The sequence below is a fragment of the Tateyamaria omphalii genome (assembly GCF_014651375.1).
Classification (GTDB): Bacteria; Pseudomonadota; Alphaproteobacteria; order Rhodobacterales; family Rhodobacteraceae; genus Tateyamaria; species Tateyamaria omphalii.
In genome coordinates, this window is record NZ_BMWT01000007.1 from 20201 (window position 1) to 38018 (window position 17818).

Genomic DNA, 17818 nt, shown 5'->3' on the forward strand with positions numbered 1-17818 from the left:
CAGCTTAAAAGCGCGGATATTCGCCACTCGATACCCGTATAGCTTGCATGCGTTCCGAGTCGGCGTAATGCTACCAAATTGATATTTCCGACGATTACCGAGAGTTCCGCCCTGTCTGCATCGTGCCCGATATCCGAGCTTATCTCACAAACGTTGGAAGATACGGATTCAACCAATCTTGATCCCTCCCTTCACTTGATTTGCAAACAATTCGATTTCCTCAATGCAACATTCCTAATGCTCGAACAAACGGACGGCGGTCCCAATGAACAGCTGGTCACAACCTACCCGCAGAAATGGATCAACAAGTATTTGGAGAGCGATTACTTTGAAGTCGATCCAATAATTCGACAAAGTACGAAATCCGTATTGCCGATCAACTGGTGCGACGTCAAACCAGAGACTCCCGAAGAATTCGATTTTCTATGCGACGCCCGCGCCCACGGCGTTGGCAGCGCCGGTATCACCGTGGCCCTACACACACCTTCCGGCAGCCGCGCCTTGTTATCATTGACCGCGGACGACTCGGCAGGGTGTTGGGGGCGGCGCATGGAACAGATCGCGGCTGACGTCACATATGCCACATGCATCTTGTACAACTCTCAACGGCACCGGTCGAAACCCGAGCTGACCCGAAGGGAAAGGGAAGTGTTGACCTGGGCTGCCAAAGGAAAAAGCGCATGGGAAACCGGACAAATCCTCGGGATCTCCCAGCGGACTGTAGAATTCCACGTCAAGAACACATGTGGAAAACTGAAAGTGGTCTCCAAAACCCAAGCCGTGAGCCTGGCTGTTTCCAATAGTCTGATTTAGCCGCCAACAACACTAGGAAGCTGAATCTTGGCGCGGGATCAGGCCGCTTAATCCCAAGCATCAGCAACATTGCAGGTGAGGTCGACGATCGCTGACGCTGCCCGCCGGGAAACAGTTTCAAGGTCGCATGATCAACCTTATCGAAAATAAAACTTGTCACGCATCGCGTTTGATATCTTAGGCCAAAATGCAACAAACACTGGACGTTTGGCAGAAACAGAAGTGACGCAGACGCGCTGCTTCGATAAAATGTTGAGGTCGGCTCCGTCCCTGTTTCAACGGCCAGCTGCGCGACATCGCCATGGTATGGCGGCGCTTTTGCCCCCAGAATGATATCATAAGCGCCTCACCTTTTCGGCGCCACTTATGTCCAATAATATTGCCTGATCGGACATGATGATCCTAAGCTCAAAACCATGAATGACGATCCAGCGCACCGGCCCAAGCCCCCGTCTACATCACGTCCGGCGGCCCAAAGCACCCAACTGGCCTACACAGCCGACTGGAAGCACTTCACCCGTTGGTGCCGCTTGCAAGGCGCCAGTCCCTTACCGCCATCACCTGAATTGGTAGGGCTCTATCTTGCCAATCTGGCCTCTCCACCAGACACCTCCCCTGCCCTTTCCGCCAGCACGATTGACCGCCGCCTGTCCGGACTTGTCTGGAACTACGCGCAGCGCGGGACATCCCTCGACCGACAGGACAGTCACATCACCACAGTCTTGACCCGGATCAAACGGACACACACGCGCCCACCGGTTCAGAAACAAGCAATCCGCTTGGACGACATCCTCGCCATGGCCGCCACTTTGCCATTCGATTTGCGCGGGCTCCGGGACCGCGCAATCCTGCTGCTGGGCCACGCGTGCGCTCTCGGACGGTCAGAGATCGTAAGCCTCGACATCGGACACTCCACCATACCGGGTTCCAGCGGCCAGATCGAGATTCTGGATGACGGCGCGGTATTGACGCTGAAAACGCGAACAGGGTGGCGGAAGGTTGAAATTGGTCGGGGATCAACGGACCAAACCTGCCCGGTGCACGCTGTGGAACAATGGCTGCACTTTGCCAAGATCGACCACGGCCCCATCTTTGTGCGCACGTCCCGGGACGGGAAGCAGGCGCTCGACCAGCGCCTCAACAGCAAACATGTCGCCCGACTCATCAAGTCCACCGTGCTGAACTCCGGTATCCGCGCAGACCTGCCAGAGGCCGAACGCCTTGCCCTCTATTCCGGCCACTCGCTGCGTAAGGGCATGTTGGTATCAGATCAGGATGTTCGGTCCGGGGCCTCAAGGAAATCCGCATAAAGTCGGTCAAGGTTCTCGGCCAGATACTCGCCAAAAGCGGAGGAATCCTTCGAAGTCAGCGAGATGCTATAGGCCCGCCCGGCCCGCCCGATCACACCCTTGATCCGCCCCTCGCCAGCGGTCCAGGTCCGCTTGGGGGGCGCCGCCTTGGCACGACGGCGTTTCGGCCCCTTCCCCGCTTCTTCGACCTTGCTGTGCATGATCTCGAACTTCGTATCGCTGTCGAGCTGGTCAAACCCCTCGGTCTTGAGGATGCGATACGCGATACCCTGATTGGCCTCGTCCGCCATCAGTTTCTTGAACCCCTCCCAGCGGTCCCGCCCGATCTGCTTGGCGGGTCCAATGGCCGTCACAATCTGCTCCGGCACCGTCTGTGCTACGGCCAGCATCCGTGACAGCAACGTCCCATCAATGGTCAGCGCTCGCTGAATGACATCCTTGCCCTGCCCCAGATCGAACAGGTTCCGCGCAAACAGCGCCTTCTCGATAAAGGACAGGTCCGCCCGCGCCGTGTTCTCCTGACCCTGCGCCAGCACATGAGCCTCGTCGTCCATCTCCTTGACGACCGCGCGCACCGGACAGCCCAGATCCCGCGCCACCCGCACACGGCGATGCCCGAAGACCACCATGTACCGATCCGCCGCCTCGGGATGCGGGCGCAGCAGCACAGGCGTGTCCTGACCGCTGGCCTTGATCGACGCCTTAAGCTCATCATAGGCCTCGTCGTCCCCCGTCAGACGGTCATTGACGAAGGAGACATCGATCAGATCGGGATCGATCTCGACAATGGTTTCGCCTTCCATCAGCCGCTTGGAATGCTCGGCCAGACTGTCGATCGACACTTTCATCGATTTCGACGCCCCACGCATGGCATAGCTCGACCGCCCTGCCCCGCTTGGCGTGTCGGTTGGCTGCCCAATCACGGATTTCAACAGGTCTTTTCTGGCCATGTCATCCTCCCTTTCGCACGCTCAAAAATCCAATCTGCACGGCTGTCAAAACTCATGGCACATCCCGGCCCCAAGCCTGGTGGACAAGGCCCGCAATCTCGTCATTCACAGCATTCAGCGACCCCATCGCCCGGTCATAGGTGGACCGCACGAATTGCGCCCGTAATGCCCGCGTCCGAAATCGCGGTCGACTTCACCATCTGCGCTTCCAGCATCTGCTCGGGGAACATGGCCTGAAGAAAGCCGACCATCTGCTTCTGCGGCCCATCGGTTGGCTCGAACCGGGTGACCAGATAGCGGAACCATTTCAGCCGCATCTCTGCACCGGCCTCGCGGATGGTTTGCAGGATGCCACCCAGCATCAACAGGAACTGGCTCATCGACATGACGTCCAGCATCTGGGGGTGCACAGTGATCAGCACGGAACTCGACGCTGTCAGGGCCGTTAGGGTCAGATACCCAAGCTGCGGCGGGCAATCGATGACCACGATGTCATACTGGTCCTCAACCTCCTCGAGCGCTTTCGAGATGCGGGTAAAGAACGCGCGCCCTTCAGAAGGGTCGCGGCTGGTGAGAGCCACGCTGGCCGGAACAATATCAAGGTTCGGGAAGTTCGTGGGCCGGATCACCGTGCTGATCGGCTGGCGTTCCTCGTCATAGCGCAACGTCTCGTAAAGCGACGAAACAGAGTCTAACTCGGGCTGAATCCCGTGCAACGCGGTCAGTGAGGCCTGCGGGTCAAGATCAATGGCCAGCACCCGATGCCCCTTGAGCGCCAGATGCTGCGCCAGATGCGCCAGATGACGTGCAGCTCTTCACCCTCAGCCCGGTGCGGCAGGTACTGACGCTTGCCGGGGCGCCCGTGGGCGTCCAGATAGGCGCGCAGCTCCAGCATCTGTTCAGCCGAATAGGACCGCCGCCCTGACGGTGATGTCTCGGGCTCAGGGCCTTTGCCCTCAAGGTGCAGCTTCTTGATCGTGGATTGCGTGACCCCAAGGAAATAGGCGACCTCGGCCAGTGGAAACTGCCGCAGGCCCTTCTGGGCGTTTGGAGGATACTGCTCCTGACGCAGAATGTTCAGCCTGTCAGAAATCAATTCCCCTTGCCGAAGGATGATTTCATCAAAGGACATATCGCCCACAATAGGCTCTAATTGGGGATTTCCCATGCTGCCGCCTCGTGTAATATCGCTTTTTGCGCGATTTCTACCGTTAAACTGTGCTTAACGCGGAACCGACTTATCCACAACGATTTTTTCAACCCGTGATGGGGCAAGGGGCTGTGGTGGCGAGGATTAGCCAAACAGAGAATTTCGTTTATCCAGCTGTTTTAATTACGATTTTCGGATTTGCACGGCTGTCAAAACCTGAATCGCACCCCGCCAAAGGCCATGAAAAGTCCAATCGAACACCCAAAACCGGGAAACGCGGCTCAGGATGCCCTCTGCGCGCGCTGCCACATGGCACTGTTGACCGCGCGGGCGATGATGCGTTCCTCGTCTGTGGGAATGACCATGACCCGCGTTGGACCGCTGTTGATGTCACGCGCGTTCTGTTGGTTGAGAGTCGGATCGATGGAGATCCCGAGATAGTCTAACCCCTCAACAATGCGCCGCCGGATCAGGGCCGCATTCTCCCCGATCCCACCACAGAATACCAAGCCGTCAATCCCGCCCAGCACGGCTGTCAAAGCCCCGATCTCGCGACGGGCACGAAACACGTAGTAGTCAATCGCCTGCCCTGCTTCTGGTCGATCCGAAGCCAGAAGATCACGCATGTCGCTCGTCTCGGCCGACAGCCCAAGCAAGCCGCTTTGGTGGTACAGCATCTTCATCACATCGTCTGGTGCGATGCCCCTTTGCTGGATCAGATACAGCACCACCCCCGGATCGATCTGACCGCAGCGGGTGCCCATCGGCAGGCCATCAAGGGCAGAAAACCCCATGGTGGAACCGACGCTTTTCCCCTCGCGCACAGCGCACATCGATGCCCCGTTTCCAAGATGGGCAATCACCATCCGTTTCTTGTGCAGCTCCGGTTCATCACAGGCGATGACGCCGGTGATGTAATCATAGCTCAGCCCGTGAAACCCGTACCGCCGCACCCCCTCGTCATAGAAGTTGCGGGGCAGTGCGAAGGTATCGTTGACCCACGGGTGGCCACGGTGAAAGGCCGTATCGAAACACCCGACTTGCACCGCGTCCGGAAAGGCAGCACGGGCCGCCTCAACACCCGCCAGGTTGTGCGGCTGATGCAGCGGAGCTAGGGGCGAGAACTCCGCCAGTGCCGTCAGAACATCCGGGGTCAGCACCATGGGTTCGGCAAATTGTGGGCCGCCGTGCACGATGCGATGTCCGATGCCGGTGATGGCAAGACCCTCCATGTGCGGCTTCAACGTCTCGATAACGTGGCCGAGGGCCGCAGCGTGCGTCGCGGCGCTGAGGGTTTGGACGGTTTTCTCCCCTGCCCGTTCCAGGACCAACCGGGCATCCGCGCCCAGCCCATCCACCTGTCCGGTCAGCAGCATCTCGGGTTCGGATGCGTCTCGGTAGAGCCCGAATTTCAGCGAAGAAGACCCGGTGTTCAGCGTCAGGATAGCAGCGTTCATCGATCCAGGGCCCCGCTGAACAGTGATGCAATCGCGGCGGAGGCGACACGTGTTCGGCGATCGTCAGCGCGGCTGGTCAGGATGATCGGAACCTGCGCGCCCAGCACGATCCCAGCGGCCTCCGCACCCGCTAGATACATGAGCTGTTTGGCGATCATGTTGCCCGCTTCAAGGTCGGGTGCCACAAGGATATCGGCCTGACCTGCGACGGGCGAGGTGATCCCTTTGCTGGCCACCGCCCGCATCGAAATCGCGTTGTCAAAAGCGAGCGGACCATCCAGCACGCCGCCCTTGATCTGACCCCGGTCGGCCATCTTGCACAGGGCACCAGCCTCGACCGTTGATTGCAGGCGCGGGGTGATGGTTTCCACGGCAGAAAGCAGGGCAACCTTGGGTGCATCGATCCCAATGGCGTGGGCCAGGTCGATGGCGTTCTGGACGATGTCCGCCTTGGTCTGCAGGTCGGGCGCGATGTTGATCGCGGCATCGGTGATCAGCAGCGGTTTGGGGTAGGTGGGGACGTCCATCACATAGACATGGCTCATCCGCCGTTCGCTGCGCAGACCATTCGCCTTGGACACGACGGCAGACATGACTTCATCCGTGTGCAGAGCGCCTTTCATCAGGGCGCGGGCACGACCCTCACGGATCAGAGCAACCGCGCGCTCGGCGGAGGCGTGGCTGTGCGGGGTATCGATGATCTCAAGCGCGCTGATGTCCAGCTCTGCCGTCTCTGCGACCGCCCAGATGCGGGCCTCGGGACCGACGAGGAGGGGGTGGATCAGACCCAGATCAGAGGTCTCCAAAGCAGCCTCCAAAGACGTGGTGTCACAGGGGTGCACGACAGCCGTGGGCAGGGCAGGGTGCTTGCGCGCGGCCTCAAGCAGACGGTCATGCCCCGCGCCCCGGCGGTGCATGACGAGGTCCGGCATGACCACGCGTGGACGCCTTATCTTGTGGGTGGGGGCGAGGACAACAGCCTGCCCGGTGATGACTGGTTTTCCATCGCCATTGGTGCACACGCAATCCAGCGTCAGGCGCTTCTTTTCAGGGTCCTTTGCGGTGACTGTGACACGTACCGTCACGGTGTCGCCAATCCCAACCGGTTTGAGGAATTTCAGTGTCTGATCAAGGTAAATCGTGCCCGGACCGGGTAGTTGTGTGCCCAACACGTTGGAGATCAAAGCGCCACCCCACATGCCATGGGCGATGACTTTGTGAAAGGCCTCTTCCTGGGCGAATTCCTGATCCACGTGGGCGGGGTTCACATCGCCCGACACCACGGCAAAGGCATCGATATCCTGTGCGGTCAGGGTGCGGACCAGATCGGCGCTGTCACCCACCGCGATGTCTTCGAAAGGGCGGTTTTCAATGTAGCCCATGCTGGGGGTGATGTCAGACGACATGGTGCCCTCCGTCGATGTAAGCGGTGTTGCCGGTGACCGAGCGGGCGAAGTCCGAGACAAGGCAGGCGGCCATCGCGCCCACCTCTTCGATGGTGGTCAATTGGTTGAGCGGTGCGCGTGCCTTTGCGTCGTCAATCAGGGCATCGAAATGGTCGATGCCAGAGGCTGCACGGGTGTGCAGCGGGCCAGGGGACATGGCGTTCACGCGGATGTTTTTTGACCCTAACTCGGCGGCAAGATAGCGTGTTGTAGCCTCGAGCGCGGCCTTGACCGGACCCATGATGTTGTAGTTGTCCACGACCTTTTCAGCGCCGTGATAGGACACCGTCAGGATCGTACCGCCATCTGTCATCAGGGGTTCGGCACGCTTGGCGAGACGGATCAGGGAATGAACCGAAATGTCCATGGCCAGCCCGAACCCGTCCTTTGAACAATCGACAACCCGCCCATGAAGGTCTTCGCGGGGGCAGAAGGCGATAGAATGGACAAGGAAATCCAACCGACCCCAGCGGGTGCGAATGGCGTCATACAGGGCATCCATCTGGTTATCGTCGGTGACGTCCAGCGGCATGAAAATGTCCGCACCGACCGCCTGCGCGACGGGGTCCACGAATTTACGGGATTTTTCGGTCTGATATGTCAGCGCCAGATCGGCTTGTGAGGCGCGAAAGGCCCGGGCGCAGCCTGCCGCAATTGAATCTTCGTTGGCGACACCAACGACAAGTCCCTTCTTACCGGCCAGAAAGTCGGTTTTGGGCAGCATATCTTACTCCATTTTGACATAGGTTCCTGGCGCATCCGCCAGCGCATTCTTGATCTTCGGGGGGTTGACCATTTTGCCAGACCGGTCGGACAGCCATTGCGTCCAGGTGGGCCACCAGCTGCCTTGGTGCAGCTCGGCCACGTCGCACCAATCCTCGGGGCTGAGCGTGTTTTCATCATCGCGGATGGTGTGCAGGCGGAAATGACGGCGCGGGTGGCCGGGTTTGGAAACGACGCCGGCATTGTGCCCGCCATTGGTAAGGGCAAAGGTGACGTCAGCATGTCCCAGATCGTGGATCTTGAACACGGATTTCCACGGCGCGATGTGGTCAGTTTCCGTGCCGACGCCGAAGATGGGCACTCGGATATCACGCAGCGAAACCGCACGTCCGTCCACGTGATAGCGCCCGGCCGCGAGGTCGTTGTTCAGGAACATCTGCCGCAGGTATTCCGCATGCATTCGCGCTGGCATCCGGGTGCTGTCGGCATTCCACGACATGAGGTCATTCATCGGTGGTTCGCCTTCGCCCAGAAGGTATTTGCGGACCATCTGCGACCAGATCAGATCGTTCGACCGCAGCATCTGGAACGCGCTCATCATCTGGTCGGCTTCGAGATAGCCCTGTTCGGCCATGACATCTTCGAGGAAGGACACCTTGCTTTCGTTGATGAACAGCATCAGTTCACCGGCCTCGCTGAAATCGGTCTGGGCCGCGAGCAGGGTGAGGCTGGCCAGCCGGGTGTCTTTGTCCCGGGCCATGCTGGCCGCAGCGATCGACAGAAGTGTGCCGCCAAGGCAGTAGCCCGTGCCGTGCACCTTTTGCGCGCCGGTTGCGTCACCGATGTAGTCAAGCGCGGCCATGGGCCCCTGATGCAGGTAAGCGAGCATGCCGAGATTGGCGTCTTCGGCGCCCGGATTGCGCCATGAGATCGCAAAAACAGTGAACCCTTGTTCCGTCAGGTAGCGGATCATCGAGTTGTCGGGGCTGAGGTCGAGGATGTAGTATTTCATGATCCAGGCGGGCACTATCAGGATCGGTTCCTGATGTACCGTGTCGGTGCGCGGGGCGTATTGGATCAACTCCATCAGATGGGTGCGAAAGACGACTTTGCCTTCGGTAGTGGCCACGTCCCGTCCAACTGTTTTCGTGGGCCGTTTGCGTTCTCCATTCAACGCTTTCTGTGCGTCGGCAACGGCATTGGCGGCGCCGTCGATGAGGTTTTGACCGCTCGTTTCGACCGTGCGCGCGATGGCTTCGGGGTTGGTGGCCAGAAAGTTGCTGGGCGACAGGGTGTCCATTACCTGTCGGGCCATGAATGTCATTGCCGCATCATTTGCCGGATTCAATCCGGGTACATTTGATGTTGCCGTATCGATGAAATCTTCGGCCAGAAGGAACGCTTGCGCCCAGGCGGAGTAAGGTGCCTTTGTCCAACCCGGGTTCGAAAACCTGCGGTCCCCAACTTTCGGTTTTGCAGGCCAGTTTTCCGGTTCGGGTGGGCATCCTTTGGCAACAAATAGCAGCCAGTTTGTCCAGTTTTCCCATGCTTTTTGGGTCAGGGACAGTTGCTTGTCCGGTGATGTGGCAAGATGCAGGGCCCAGTCGTTCCACATGTTGATCGTTGAAACAGGTGACGTCCCATGGGTCATTGTGGCGATGGATTGACGGAGAGTGTGGTCCGTTGCGGGCTTGGATGGTTGGCTGTTGAAGTCTTTCATCTTGCACACCTGCGGTTGTGGATCATGCTCGCAGGTAAGAATGGATTACTGACATCACAAGCGTGCAATTGCCGAACCTGTAAGCGGGAATATGCCGGTGGGTTTCTATGCCGTTTTGGCGTTCAGGCGGAACAGTAGATGCACAGGGTTTTGTCATTTTCTGTGGGTAGCATGCCCTGAGATGGGGTGTTCGACTGCATTCGGGCGTTATCGGTACATCAGGAACACCTGAGTTTGCCTCTGGGCCGCGTTTTCTAAGGAAAAAGGACGTTTATGGCAGGTGTTGACGATGCCTGTTTGCAGCCTGGTTGGTTATTTCTGTTAGAAATTGGGTTAGGTTTGTTACGATGTTAGGCGATTGAAAAGACTCAGGGAATTCATGTCCTTGTGTCTTGGATGCGTTCCCGATGTACCGAACATGTGTTCCCGATGTACCGAAGAGCCGTTCCTGATGTACCGAGTCGTGTGTTCCTGATGTACCGAAGAGATGTTCCCGATGTACCGAGTCACCAGATCGGGTTGGCCTCGATGTACTTTTTCGCAAAGGCCCGGAACGCCGCATTGGCATTTTTGACCGGTTCATCCTTTTTTGAAGCCCATTCCCGCCACGCATTGAGGATGTATTGGACGTCATATTCCGGGTTTGCGTGCTTGACCTCTGTCAGGACGGAGTGGGCCACATCGAGATTGAGCGCTGTCGGTACTTCGGGAACAGTTAGGTCGTCGAATTTCGGCTGGAATCGGACAAGCGCCTGCTTGCCCTTGGGCTTGAACGGGGTGGAGACGGAGGCGGGGTCCACGATCTCGACATGGTAGTCGGGGATGGTGCCGGCCTCGCAAATCTCGTTGATACGGAACTTGAATTTCCGCTCGGTATCGATGGAGCCGCATTTTTCCGCCAGACGTTTGATGCCAATGTACCACTCGGGCTGGCGGCCCACATGCTTGCGGGCGAGTTCGTAGAGGCGACGCTCCAACCCTTTGGACAGGCGGAAGTAATCGCGGTTGATCGTCAGAACGCGCCGGTCCTTGACGATGGCGTTGAACATCCAGCGGTTCATGGTGACTTCGACGGCGCCCATGACTTTTTGCCCACGCCGGTTGGTGCGTTCGATCACGCGCCAGTCTTCGATCCAGCCGAAACCGCGGCGTTCGCGTTCGTCGCCTGCGGTGATGTTCGTGAGGATGTTGGTCGAGCGGAGCCGGTCGAGCGCGTCGAGGAACAGCTCGTAGGCGCGTTTGCCGGAACTGCGGCCCGTGACCTTCAGGAAGTCATAAGCGGAGAAGGTAATTGTGCGATCCTGGATGCTGTTCGAGGCGTCGGCGTCGAAGCGGCCGCTTTCGATCCGTTCATTCACCAGCGATGTCAGGTAGATGAGGATGTCCTTGTCCCAGATCGTGGCGATGCCCTTGTGGCCCGGCTGGATCTCGATCTTGACCGTGCCGTCGTCGAAAACGAAGGGGGTCATGCGCGGGCGCTTTTGCAGGGAAAAGAACGGAAACTCCATCAACGCGCGCTCGTCCTTGACGGGCGCGTCGGCGAGTTGGTCCAAGAAGAGGTCTACCTGTTTGTCTGACACGTCCGTTCCCGATGTACCGAATCTCGCGTGTTCCCGTTATACCGAGTTTTATGTTCCCGATGTACCGATATTTTCAAGATGTTGTTGTAGCGGTGGATTTTGGCACAAGGCGCCCGTTATCGCGTATGCTCAGCTTGACTCAATAGGTGTCTTTTGGGGCCGCACCTGTCCGGGCGACATGCCGAACCTTTTGGTGAAAGCCCGTGTGAAACTGGCCGGTTCGGCATAGCCGACGCGCCACGACACCGTGTCCACGTGCAGACCGGAAATCTCAAGCAGGTGATGGGCCCGGGACAGCCTTGCGTCGAGATACAGCTCGCGGAAGCTGGTTTTTTCCTCCGACAATCGGCGGCGCAAGGTGCGTTCCGTTGTGGCAAGCATCCGGGCGACGGTCTGGATGTTCAGTTCGTCCTCGATGTTGTCGAGGATCGTGTGTCTGACCTTTTGCGACCAGAGGTCCGCCTTGGCATCCTGTTGTTCCAGAAGGATTTGGCATTGGTCGACGCAGTATTGGAACGTTGCCGGGTCCGATTTCGGAAGCGGTTCGTCAAACAGGGCAGAGGAGAAGGATAGGGCAAAACCGGGCATTGACCCTTGGACCGTAACACCGATTGCGCTGGCGATGTCCTGCACATAGCGCGCGTCGGTGTAGGGCGTTTCGACGACCATGTCGCTGAAGTCGGGGGCGTCCAGCATCTCGCGAATGAAATCCATGGTGATGACCGACTGTGCCCCGATCGCGAAGGTGTGCGCCTCGGGCGGCAGTTCTGTCATATCCAGCCTGATGTGGATGCGATCACCGTTGTCGTCGACGGTGTAGGAGGTCAGACCGGTGGAAAGCTTCATGTAGTCAAGTGAGAGCTGAGCCGAGACCCGCAGCGTTGGCGCGGTCAGCAAGGCAAACCCGTACATTCCGTGGGCGAAGGGGTGGAGTTTGCGGCCCGCTTTGGCTCCCAACCCGATGTCATGCGGGGCGCTTCTAACGATGTTTCTGATGGTCTGGATTTCTTGCAGCCACGTGACGTGACTGTCTGTGCCGGTCAGATCTGAGTGCTGCAAGCCGGTGTTTTTCAACACTTCTGTCGGATCAATGCCGATGTCCTGCGCAACGTCACACACCGCCCGGATGCCTGTCGCAGTGCGCATGTTGGACAGCTTTCTCATATCCGGCAGGTATGTATTTGGCCGGAATTATCAAGCATCTGTCCGAAGATGCCATTTCATCTGTATGTTGCCGCTATATCTTTGGAAAAGAACGATATTTTGTGCGCTTTCGTCACACGTTGGGGTTGTTGACCCAGCGTTAATCTTTTTGGTTTGGCCCACCGGTGCGGTGCCAAGATGGAGGTGCGCAACGGACAAACATGAGGGTTCAGATGAAGACGGCATTTATACCAGCCGCCGCCGGGCTGACCGTGTTGGCGACGCCTGTTTTGGCAGATTTGGAATACAACTTGGGGTCCGGTGCGACCCTGACCTTTTATGGTCAATTGAACCCCGCCATCATCTCGGTCGATGATGGGCGGGACAGCGAAACCAACCTGCTGGACAATGATCTGTCGAACAGCCGGATTGGCCTGCGGTATGCGACGCCTTTTGGCAATAACACGTTCCGGTTTCGGCTGGAGACAGGACTTGGGTTGCCAAATTCGTCCGAGGTGAGTCAGGCCGGGTCGGATTACAGCCGCTTTACCCGCGATGACATCCGCCATTTCGACTTTTCGCTTGAGGGCAGCTGGGGTCAGGTGTCGGTCGGGCAGGGCAGCATGGCGGCCGATGGTGTTGCCGAGGTTGATCTGTCTTATGTGGGAACGGCGCTTTATTCCTTTACCGCTGATGCCAATCCGAGCTTTTTGTTTCGGGATGGGTTCGACGTGCTGAGTGGCCCGGCCATTGGCGACACTACCGACAACTTCGATGGCTCGCGTCGCGGGCGTATCCGCTACGATTCCCCGGAATTCTCCGGGTTCTCGTTCAGTGCGGCAGCTGGGGAGAACATTCTCGATCAGGATGACGAGAATGAATATTACGACGTGGCCGTTTTCTACAACGCGTCCATCGGAGGTGGTGCAGAGCTGTCAGCCGGACTGGCGTACCAGGAGCGCAACGGGGTCGACAGTGATCGGTCTGACGTTGTCGCGTCCGCGTCGGTTCTGCTGCAAAGCGGGCTGGGCTTTACTGTAGCTGCCGGCGATCGTGATGATGATGCTGGCGGCGCCAGCGATCCGCGCTACTACTATGCCAAAGTAAGTTACGAGGCCGATTGGCTGCCGATGGGCAAGACCGGCATCGGGCTGCACTACTGGGATGGTGCCGATTTCAACGTCGATGGGTCGGATTCGGATGTCTGGGGCATCGGCGTGGTGCAGAGGGTCGAAAGGCTGAACACTGATCTGTACCTGACCTACCAGGAATATGACTACTCGGACAGCACGGGCGATTTCCAGGACAATTCGACCATCGTTTTGGGCGCGTTGTGGAAATTCTAACCCTCTGAAAACGCTAAATTGTGGGCGGTGCTCTTTTGCGCTGCCCGCAGTTTTTCGCCGTGTATCGCACAATCGAAGACGTTGTTGACGCAAATCAACGCGGCCTTGTTTTGGCCGCCTAGGCTGCGGTCAGTGTTCCAATCCGTCTTTGAAGCTCTGCCACAACTCCGGGGAAGTCATCGCGCCATGAAGCTGAAGTTTCCGACCGCCTACACCATCCTTTTTGCCCTGATTGCCCTTGTTGCCATTGCAACGTGGTTTGTGCCTGCCGGTGCGTATGAGCGTGTCACCAATGAGGCGCTGGGGCGGGATGTGCCGGTGCCCGGAACCTATGAGACCGTGGAGTCGAACCCGCAGGGGATCATCGACGTCTTCCTTGCGCCGATTGCCGGGTTCTATGACCCCGGCAGCTATGAGGCACAGGCGATTGACGTGTCGCTGTTTGTGCTGGTGATTGGCGGGTTTCTGGCCGTTGTGACCAAGACCGGCGCCATTGATGCAGGGATCGGGACCGCGATGCGTCGCTTGAAGGGCCGCGAGAAGTGGATGATCCCGATCATGATGGCGCTGTTTGCCGCCGGGGGCACGATCTATGGCATGGCTGAGGAGTCGCTGGCCTTTTACACCCTGATCATCCCAGTGATGATTGCTGCCGGATACGATGCGCTGACCGGTGTGGCCATCATCATGCTGGGGGCAGGCGTGGGCACGTTGGGGTCCACCATCAACCCCTTTGCCACGGTCATTGCATCTGACGCAGCTGGCGTGCCGTTCACTGACGGCATCAACCTGCGGCTGGCGCTGTTGGGCGCCTGTTGGCTCGCCTGCGTGGCGTATGTCATGCGCTATGCCGCGCGGGTGCGTGCGGAGCCCGGGCGATCTGTTGTTGCTGACCTCGAAGAAACAAACAAAGCGCATTTCCTCAAGGCCTCCGGTGGGGACGAGGTCGTGTTCACCGGGCGTCACAAGATCATCCTCGTGGTCTTTGCCGCGAGCTTTGGCGTGATGATCTGGGGCGTGGCTGCGGGTGGCTGGTGGATGGCCGAGATGTCGGCGCTGTTCCTGGTCGCTGCATTGATCATTGGTGTGATCGACTGGATGGGGGAGGAGGCGTTTGTCACCACCTTTGTCGATGGCGCGCGGGACCTTTTGGGCGTGGCGCTGATCATTGGGATCGCGCGCGGCATCGTTGTGGTCATGGACGCGGGCAACATGACCGACACTGTCCTGTTCTGGGCCGAAGGCGCCGTGGATGGGCTGGGCGAGGTTGCGTTCATCAACACCATGTTTGGCTTGCAGGCGGGCCTGTCCTTTCTGGTGCCGTCGTCGTCCGGCCTTGCCGTGCTGACCATGCCGATCATGGCGCCGCTTGGCGACTTTTCGGACGTTGAACGGTCATTGGTCGTGACCGCCTACCAATCGGCGAGCGGGCTGGTGAACCTGATAACCCCGACCTCGGCCGTGGTGATGGGCGGGCTGGCGCTGGGGCGGGTGCCCTACGACCGCTGGATCCGGTTCATGGTGCCGCTGCTGATCATTCTGAGCGCGATCATCATGGTGGGTCTTAGCATTGCGAGCCTGGGCTGAGTGGTGAGTGCTGCGCCGGATATTTCCGCCCGTGGGGCAGGGCAGGGGGCCGGGCTTGGCCTGATTGCCTGCACCGCGCTGGTCGTGGGCAATATGATCGGGTCGGGCATCTTCCTGTTGCCGTCATCGTTGGCGGCCTACGGGTCGATCTCGTTGGCCGGCTGGTTGGTTACGGCGGCGGGCGCGCTGGTGCTGGCGCTGATCTTTGGGCGGCTGGCGCGCATCGCGCCGCGCACGGGCGGGCCATACGCTTACGCACGGGATGGGTTTGGCGACTTTGCCGGGTTCCTCGTGGCTTGGGGCTACTGGATTGCGCTATGGTCCGGCAATGCCGCCATTGCCGTGGCCTTTGCCGGTTACCTTGGTTTTCTGTTGCCGGAAATCGGGGCGAGCCCGCTTGCCAGCATGGCAGCCGCGCTTGGGGCGATCTGGTTGCTGACATGGCTGAACATCCGCGGTGTGAAAGAGGCGGGTATCGTCCAGATCCTGACCACCGGCATGAAGCTGTTTCCTTTGCTGGCGCTGATCGTGTTGGGCGTAACCTATATTGATCCGGGGAATTTCACGCCTGTGAACACCAGTGAGGTCGGCGCGCTGTCGGCCATATCCGCCTGTGCGGCGCTGACCCTTTGGGCCTTCCTTGGTCTTGAATCGGCCACCGTGCCTGCGGGTGATGTGGCGAACCCTGAACGCAACATTCCGCTGGCGACCATCGTGGGCACGGCCCTGACCGCCCTTGTCTATATCGGTGTCACCGTCGTGGCCTTGGGCGTCATCCCATCCGCCGAATTGGTGGGATCGAACGCACCGCTGGCCCTTGTGGCCGGGGCGATCTGGGGTGCGGGCGGGGCCATGTTCATTGCGTTGGGCGCCTGCGTGTCGACCTTTGGCACGTTGAACGGGTTCACCTTGCTGACCGGGCAGATTCCGCTCGGTGCAGCGCAAGATGGCGTATTCCCCAAAGCCTTTGCCCGCCTGAGTGCCACGGGAACGCCAGCCTTTGGTCTGGTTGTCTCGAACGTGCTGGCGAGCGGTCTGATCCTGATGAGCTTCAGCGAAAACCTTGCCCAGCAATTCGAGTTCATTGTCCTGTTGGCGACTCTGTCGACGTTGTTTCCCTACCTGTTGTGCGCGCTGGCGGAACTGGCGCTGCGTGCACGTGGGGCGGTCGGGTCCGCGTCCGAGGACATGAGCAAGGTCATTCTGCTGGCGGCCTTGGGCTTCATCTACTCCGTCTGGGCGATCTTTGGATCGGGGGCGGAGGTCGTGTTCTACGGCTTCCTGCTGCTGATGGCGGGGGTGCCTGTTTACGTCTGGCAATGCTGGATGAAGAGAACTGATTTCACACAGGAAGGATCAATTTGATGTCTGGATTTGGTGCGCATTCAGAGATCGGCAAGCTGCGCAAAGTCATGGTCTGCGAACCGGGTCTGGCCCATGCGCGGCTGACCCCGGGCAACGCGGCGGAACTGCTGTACGATGACGTTTTGTGGGTCAACAAGGCGCGCCGGGATCACGCCGATTTCCGCATGAAGATGGAGGAGCGCGGTGTCGAGGTGCTAGAGTTTCAGGCCCTGCTTGCGACCACATTGAAGGACACGGAGGCGCGCAAGTGGGTGTTGGACCGGCGCATCACCCAAAACCAGGTGGGTGTCGGTATGTTGGGCGAGCTGCGGAGCTGGCTGGACGAGATGGCCGCCAAGGATCTTGCCAAGTTCCTGATTGGCGGGATTGCGGTGCAGGACCTGCCATTTACCCCATCGGGCATGTTCGGCAGCTATTTGGGCACGTTGGGCTTTGTCATTCCGCCGCTGCCCAACACGCAGTTCACCCGTGACAACAGTTGCTGGATCTATGGTGGCGTCACCGTCAACCCGATGTATTGGCCCGCGCGCAAGCCCGAGACGCTTCTGGTCACGGCGATCTACAAGTTCCACCCGGATTTCAAAGGGGGCGATTTCGACATCTGGTGGGGTGATCCGGACACAGATTACGGCCCAGCCACGGTTGAAGGCGGCGATGTCATGCCGTGGGGCAAGGGCACTGTCCTGATTGGCATGGGTGAGCGCACGACGCCGCAGGCCGTGGGGCAGGTGGCCAAGGCGCTGTTTGCCAAGGAGGCGGCAGAGCGGGTGGTGGCCTGTCAGATGCCGCGCAGCCGGGCGGCCATGCATCTGGACACGGTGTTCAGCCATTGCGACCGGGAGACCGCGACCGCCTTTGTCGAGGTCTGCAACGAGATCAAATGCGTCAGCCTGCGCCCCGGCAACCGTGAAGGCAGCATCGATTTTCATCACGAGGACAAGCACCTGTTCGATGTGGCCGCTGAATGTCTGGGCATCAAGGCCCTGAACATCGTGCAGACCGGGGGTGACGCGTTCAACCAGGAGCGTGAGCAATGGGATGACGGCAACAATGTTGTCGCCATCGAACCCGGTGTCGTCGTGGCCTACGACCGCAACACCTACACCAACACGCTGCTGCGTAAGGCGGGGGTCGAGGTCATCACCATTGCCGGATCCGAGCTGGGCCGGGGCAGGGGCGGGGGGCATTGCATGACCTGCCCGATCTGGCGTGACCCGGTGGATTACTGA

At 59.2% G+C, this 17818-nt stretch carries 13 protein-coding genes and 1 pseudogene; 6 read left to right on the forward strand and 8 right to left on the reverse strand.

Annotated features, from left to right (window positions below; genetic code table 11):
• Nucleotides 1-195 precede the first annotated feature (195 nt).
• Nucleotides 196-813 carry a helix-turn-helix transcriptional regulator gene (locus IE087_RS19800; RefSeq protein WP_189371131.1) on the forward strand — a complete coding sequence of 206 codons (618 nt, stop codon included), beginning with the start codon at nucleotides 196-198 and terminating at the stop codon, nucleotides 811-813.
• A gap of 416 nt (nucleotides 814-1229) precedes the next feature.
• Nucleotides 1230-2123 (forward strand): site-specific integrase, encoded by an 894-nt coding sequence (locus tag IE087_RS19805; RefSeq protein WP_229801481.1) that lies wholly within the window; start codon nucleotides 1230-1232, stop codon nucleotides 2121-2123.
• On the opposite strand, the gene repB is transcribed toward IE087_RS19805, so the two are convergent.
• The 8 genes and pseudogenes from repB to IE087_RS19845 all read right to left on the reverse strand — a co-directional run bounded on the left by repB (nucleotide 2084) and on the right by IE087_RS19845 (nucleotide 12294).
• Nucleotides 2084-3073 carry a plasmid partitioning protein RepB gene (repB, locus tag IE087_RS19810; RefSeq protein ID WP_189371132.1) on the reverse strand — a complete coding sequence of 330 codons (990 nt, stop codon included), beginning with the start codon at nucleotides 3071-3073 and terminating at the stop codon, nucleotides 2084-2086. The genes IE087_RS19805 and repB overlap by 40 nt on opposite strands.
• A 52-nt stretch (nucleotides 3074-3125) precedes the next feature.
• Nucleotides 3126-4241, reverse strand: a pseudogene (repA, locus tag IE087_RS19815) (plasmid partitioning protein RepA).
• A gap of 263 nt (nucleotides 4242-4504) precedes the next feature.
• The gene (locus IE087_RS19820) at nucleotides 4505-5680 is read right to left on the reverse strand and encodes an acetate/propionate family kinase (protein WP_189371133.1); all 1176 of its coding nucleotides are present in this window, start codon (nucleotides 5678-5680) and stop codon (nucleotides 4505-4507) included.
• Nucleotides 5677-7086, reverse strand: a complete 1410-nt coding sequence (locus IE087_RS19825; protein WP_229801482.1) for a bifunctional enoyl-CoA hydratase/phosphate acetyltransferase — start codon at nucleotides 7084-7086, stop codon at nucleotides 5677-5679. The genes IE087_RS19820 and IE087_RS19825 overlap by 4 nt, the downstream gene beginning before the upstream one ends.
• Nucleotides 7076-7849 (reverse strand): enoyl-ACP reductase FabI, encoded by a 774-nt coding sequence (gene fabI, locus IE087_RS19830; RefSeq protein WP_189371134.1) that lies wholly within the window; start codon nucleotides 7847-7849, stop codon nucleotides 7076-7078. The genes IE087_RS19825 and fabI overlap by 11 nt, the downstream gene beginning before the upstream one ends.
• 3 nt (nucleotides 7850-7852) lie before the next feature.
• A complete protein-coding gene (locus tag IE087_RS19835) occupies nucleotides 7853-9568 on the reverse strand; it encodes a PHA/PHB synthase family protein (RefSeq protein WP_189371135.1) in 1716 nt (571 codons plus the stop codon).
• Nucleotides 9569-10074: 506 nt separating this feature from the next.
• Nucleotides 10075-11148, reverse strand: a complete 1074-nt coding sequence (locus IE087_RS19840) for a replication initiator protein A (RefSeq protein WP_189371136.1) — start codon at nucleotides 11146-11148, stop codon at nucleotides 10075-10077.
• A gap of 129 nt (nucleotides 11149-11277) precedes the next feature.
• Nucleotides 11278-12294 (reverse strand): AraC family transcriptional regulator, encoded by a 1017-nt coding sequence (locus tag IE087_RS19845; RefSeq protein ID WP_229801483.1) that lies wholly within the window; start codon nucleotides 12292-12294, stop codon nucleotides 11278-11280.
• Between the two features lie 230 nt (nucleotides 12295-12524).
• Here IE087_RS19845 and IE087_RS19850 point away from each other — a divergent pair, with 230 nt between their 5' ends.
• The 4 genes from IE087_RS19850 (at nucleotide 12525) to IE087_RS19865 (ending at nucleotide 17818) form a co-directional block, all read left to right on the forward strand.
• On the forward strand, nucleotides 12525-13637 hold the full coding sequence (locus IE087_RS19850; RefSeq protein ID WP_229801484.1) for a porin: 1113 nt from the start codon (nucleotides 12525-12527) through the stop codon (nucleotides 13635-13637).
• 186 nt (nucleotides 13638-13823) lie between these two features.
• Nucleotides 13824-15224, forward strand: a complete 1401-nt coding sequence (locus IE087_RS19855; protein ID WP_189371139.1) for a YfcC family protein — start codon at nucleotides 13824-13826, stop codon at nucleotides 15222-15224.
• Between the two features lie 3 nt (nucleotides 15225-15227).
• The gene (locus tag IE087_RS19860; RefSeq protein ID WP_229801485.1) at nucleotides 15228-16589 is read left to right on the forward strand and encodes an amino acid permease; all 1362 of its coding nucleotides are present in this window, start codon (nucleotides 15228-15230) and stop codon (nucleotides 16587-16589) included.
• Nucleotides 16589-17818 carry an arginine deiminase gene (locus IE087_RS19865; protein ID WP_189371140.1) on the forward strand — a complete coding sequence of 410 codons (1230 nt, stop codon included), beginning with the start codon at nucleotides 16589-16591 and terminating at the stop codon, nucleotides 17816-17818. The genes IE087_RS19860 and IE087_RS19865 overlap by 1 nt, the downstream gene beginning before the upstream one ends.

Excerpts from the sequence above, each read along its gene's own strand:
- IE087_RS19850 (WP_229801484.1), top strand. The coding sequence starts at position 12,525 with ATGAAGACGGCATTTATACCAGCCGCCGCCGGGCTGACCGTGTTGGCG.
- IE087_RS19865 (WP_189371140.1), top strand. The coding sequence starts at position 16,589 with ATGTCTGGATTTGGTGCGCATTCAGAGATCGGCAAGCTGCGCAAAGTC.
- fabI (WP_189371134.1), bottom strand. The coding sequence starts at position 7,849 with ATGCTGCCCAAAACCGACTTTCTGGCCGGTAAGAAGGGACTTGTCGTT.
- IE087_RS19825 (WP_229801482.1), bottom strand. The coding sequence starts at position 7,086 with ATGTCGTCTGACATCACCCCCAGCATGGGCTACATTGAAAACCGCCCT.
- IE087_RS19820 (WP_189371133.1), bottom strand. The coding sequence starts at position 5,680 with ATGAACGCTGCTATCCTGACGCTGAACACCGGGTCTTCTTCGCTGAAA.
- repB (WP_189371132.1), bottom strand. The coding sequence starts at position 3,073 with ATGGCCAGAAAAGACCTGTTGAAATCCGTGATTGGGCAGCCAACCGAC.
- IE087_RS19835 (WP_189371135.1), bottom strand. The coding sequence starts at position 9,568 with ATGAAAGACTTCAACAGCCAACCATCCAAGCCCGCAACGGACCACACT.
- IE087_RS19805 (WP_229801481.1), top strand. The coding sequence starts at position 1,230 with ATGAATGACGATCCAGCGCACCGGCCCAAGCCCCCGTCTACATCACGT.
- IE087_RS19855 (WP_189371139.1), top strand. The coding sequence starts at position 13,824 with ATGAAGCTGAAGTTTCCGACCGCCTACACCATCCTTTTTGCCCTGATT.
- IE087_RS19845 (WP_229801483.1), bottom strand. The coding sequence starts at position 12,294 with ATGCGCACTGCGACAGGCATCCGGGCGGTGTGTGACGTTGCGCAGGAC.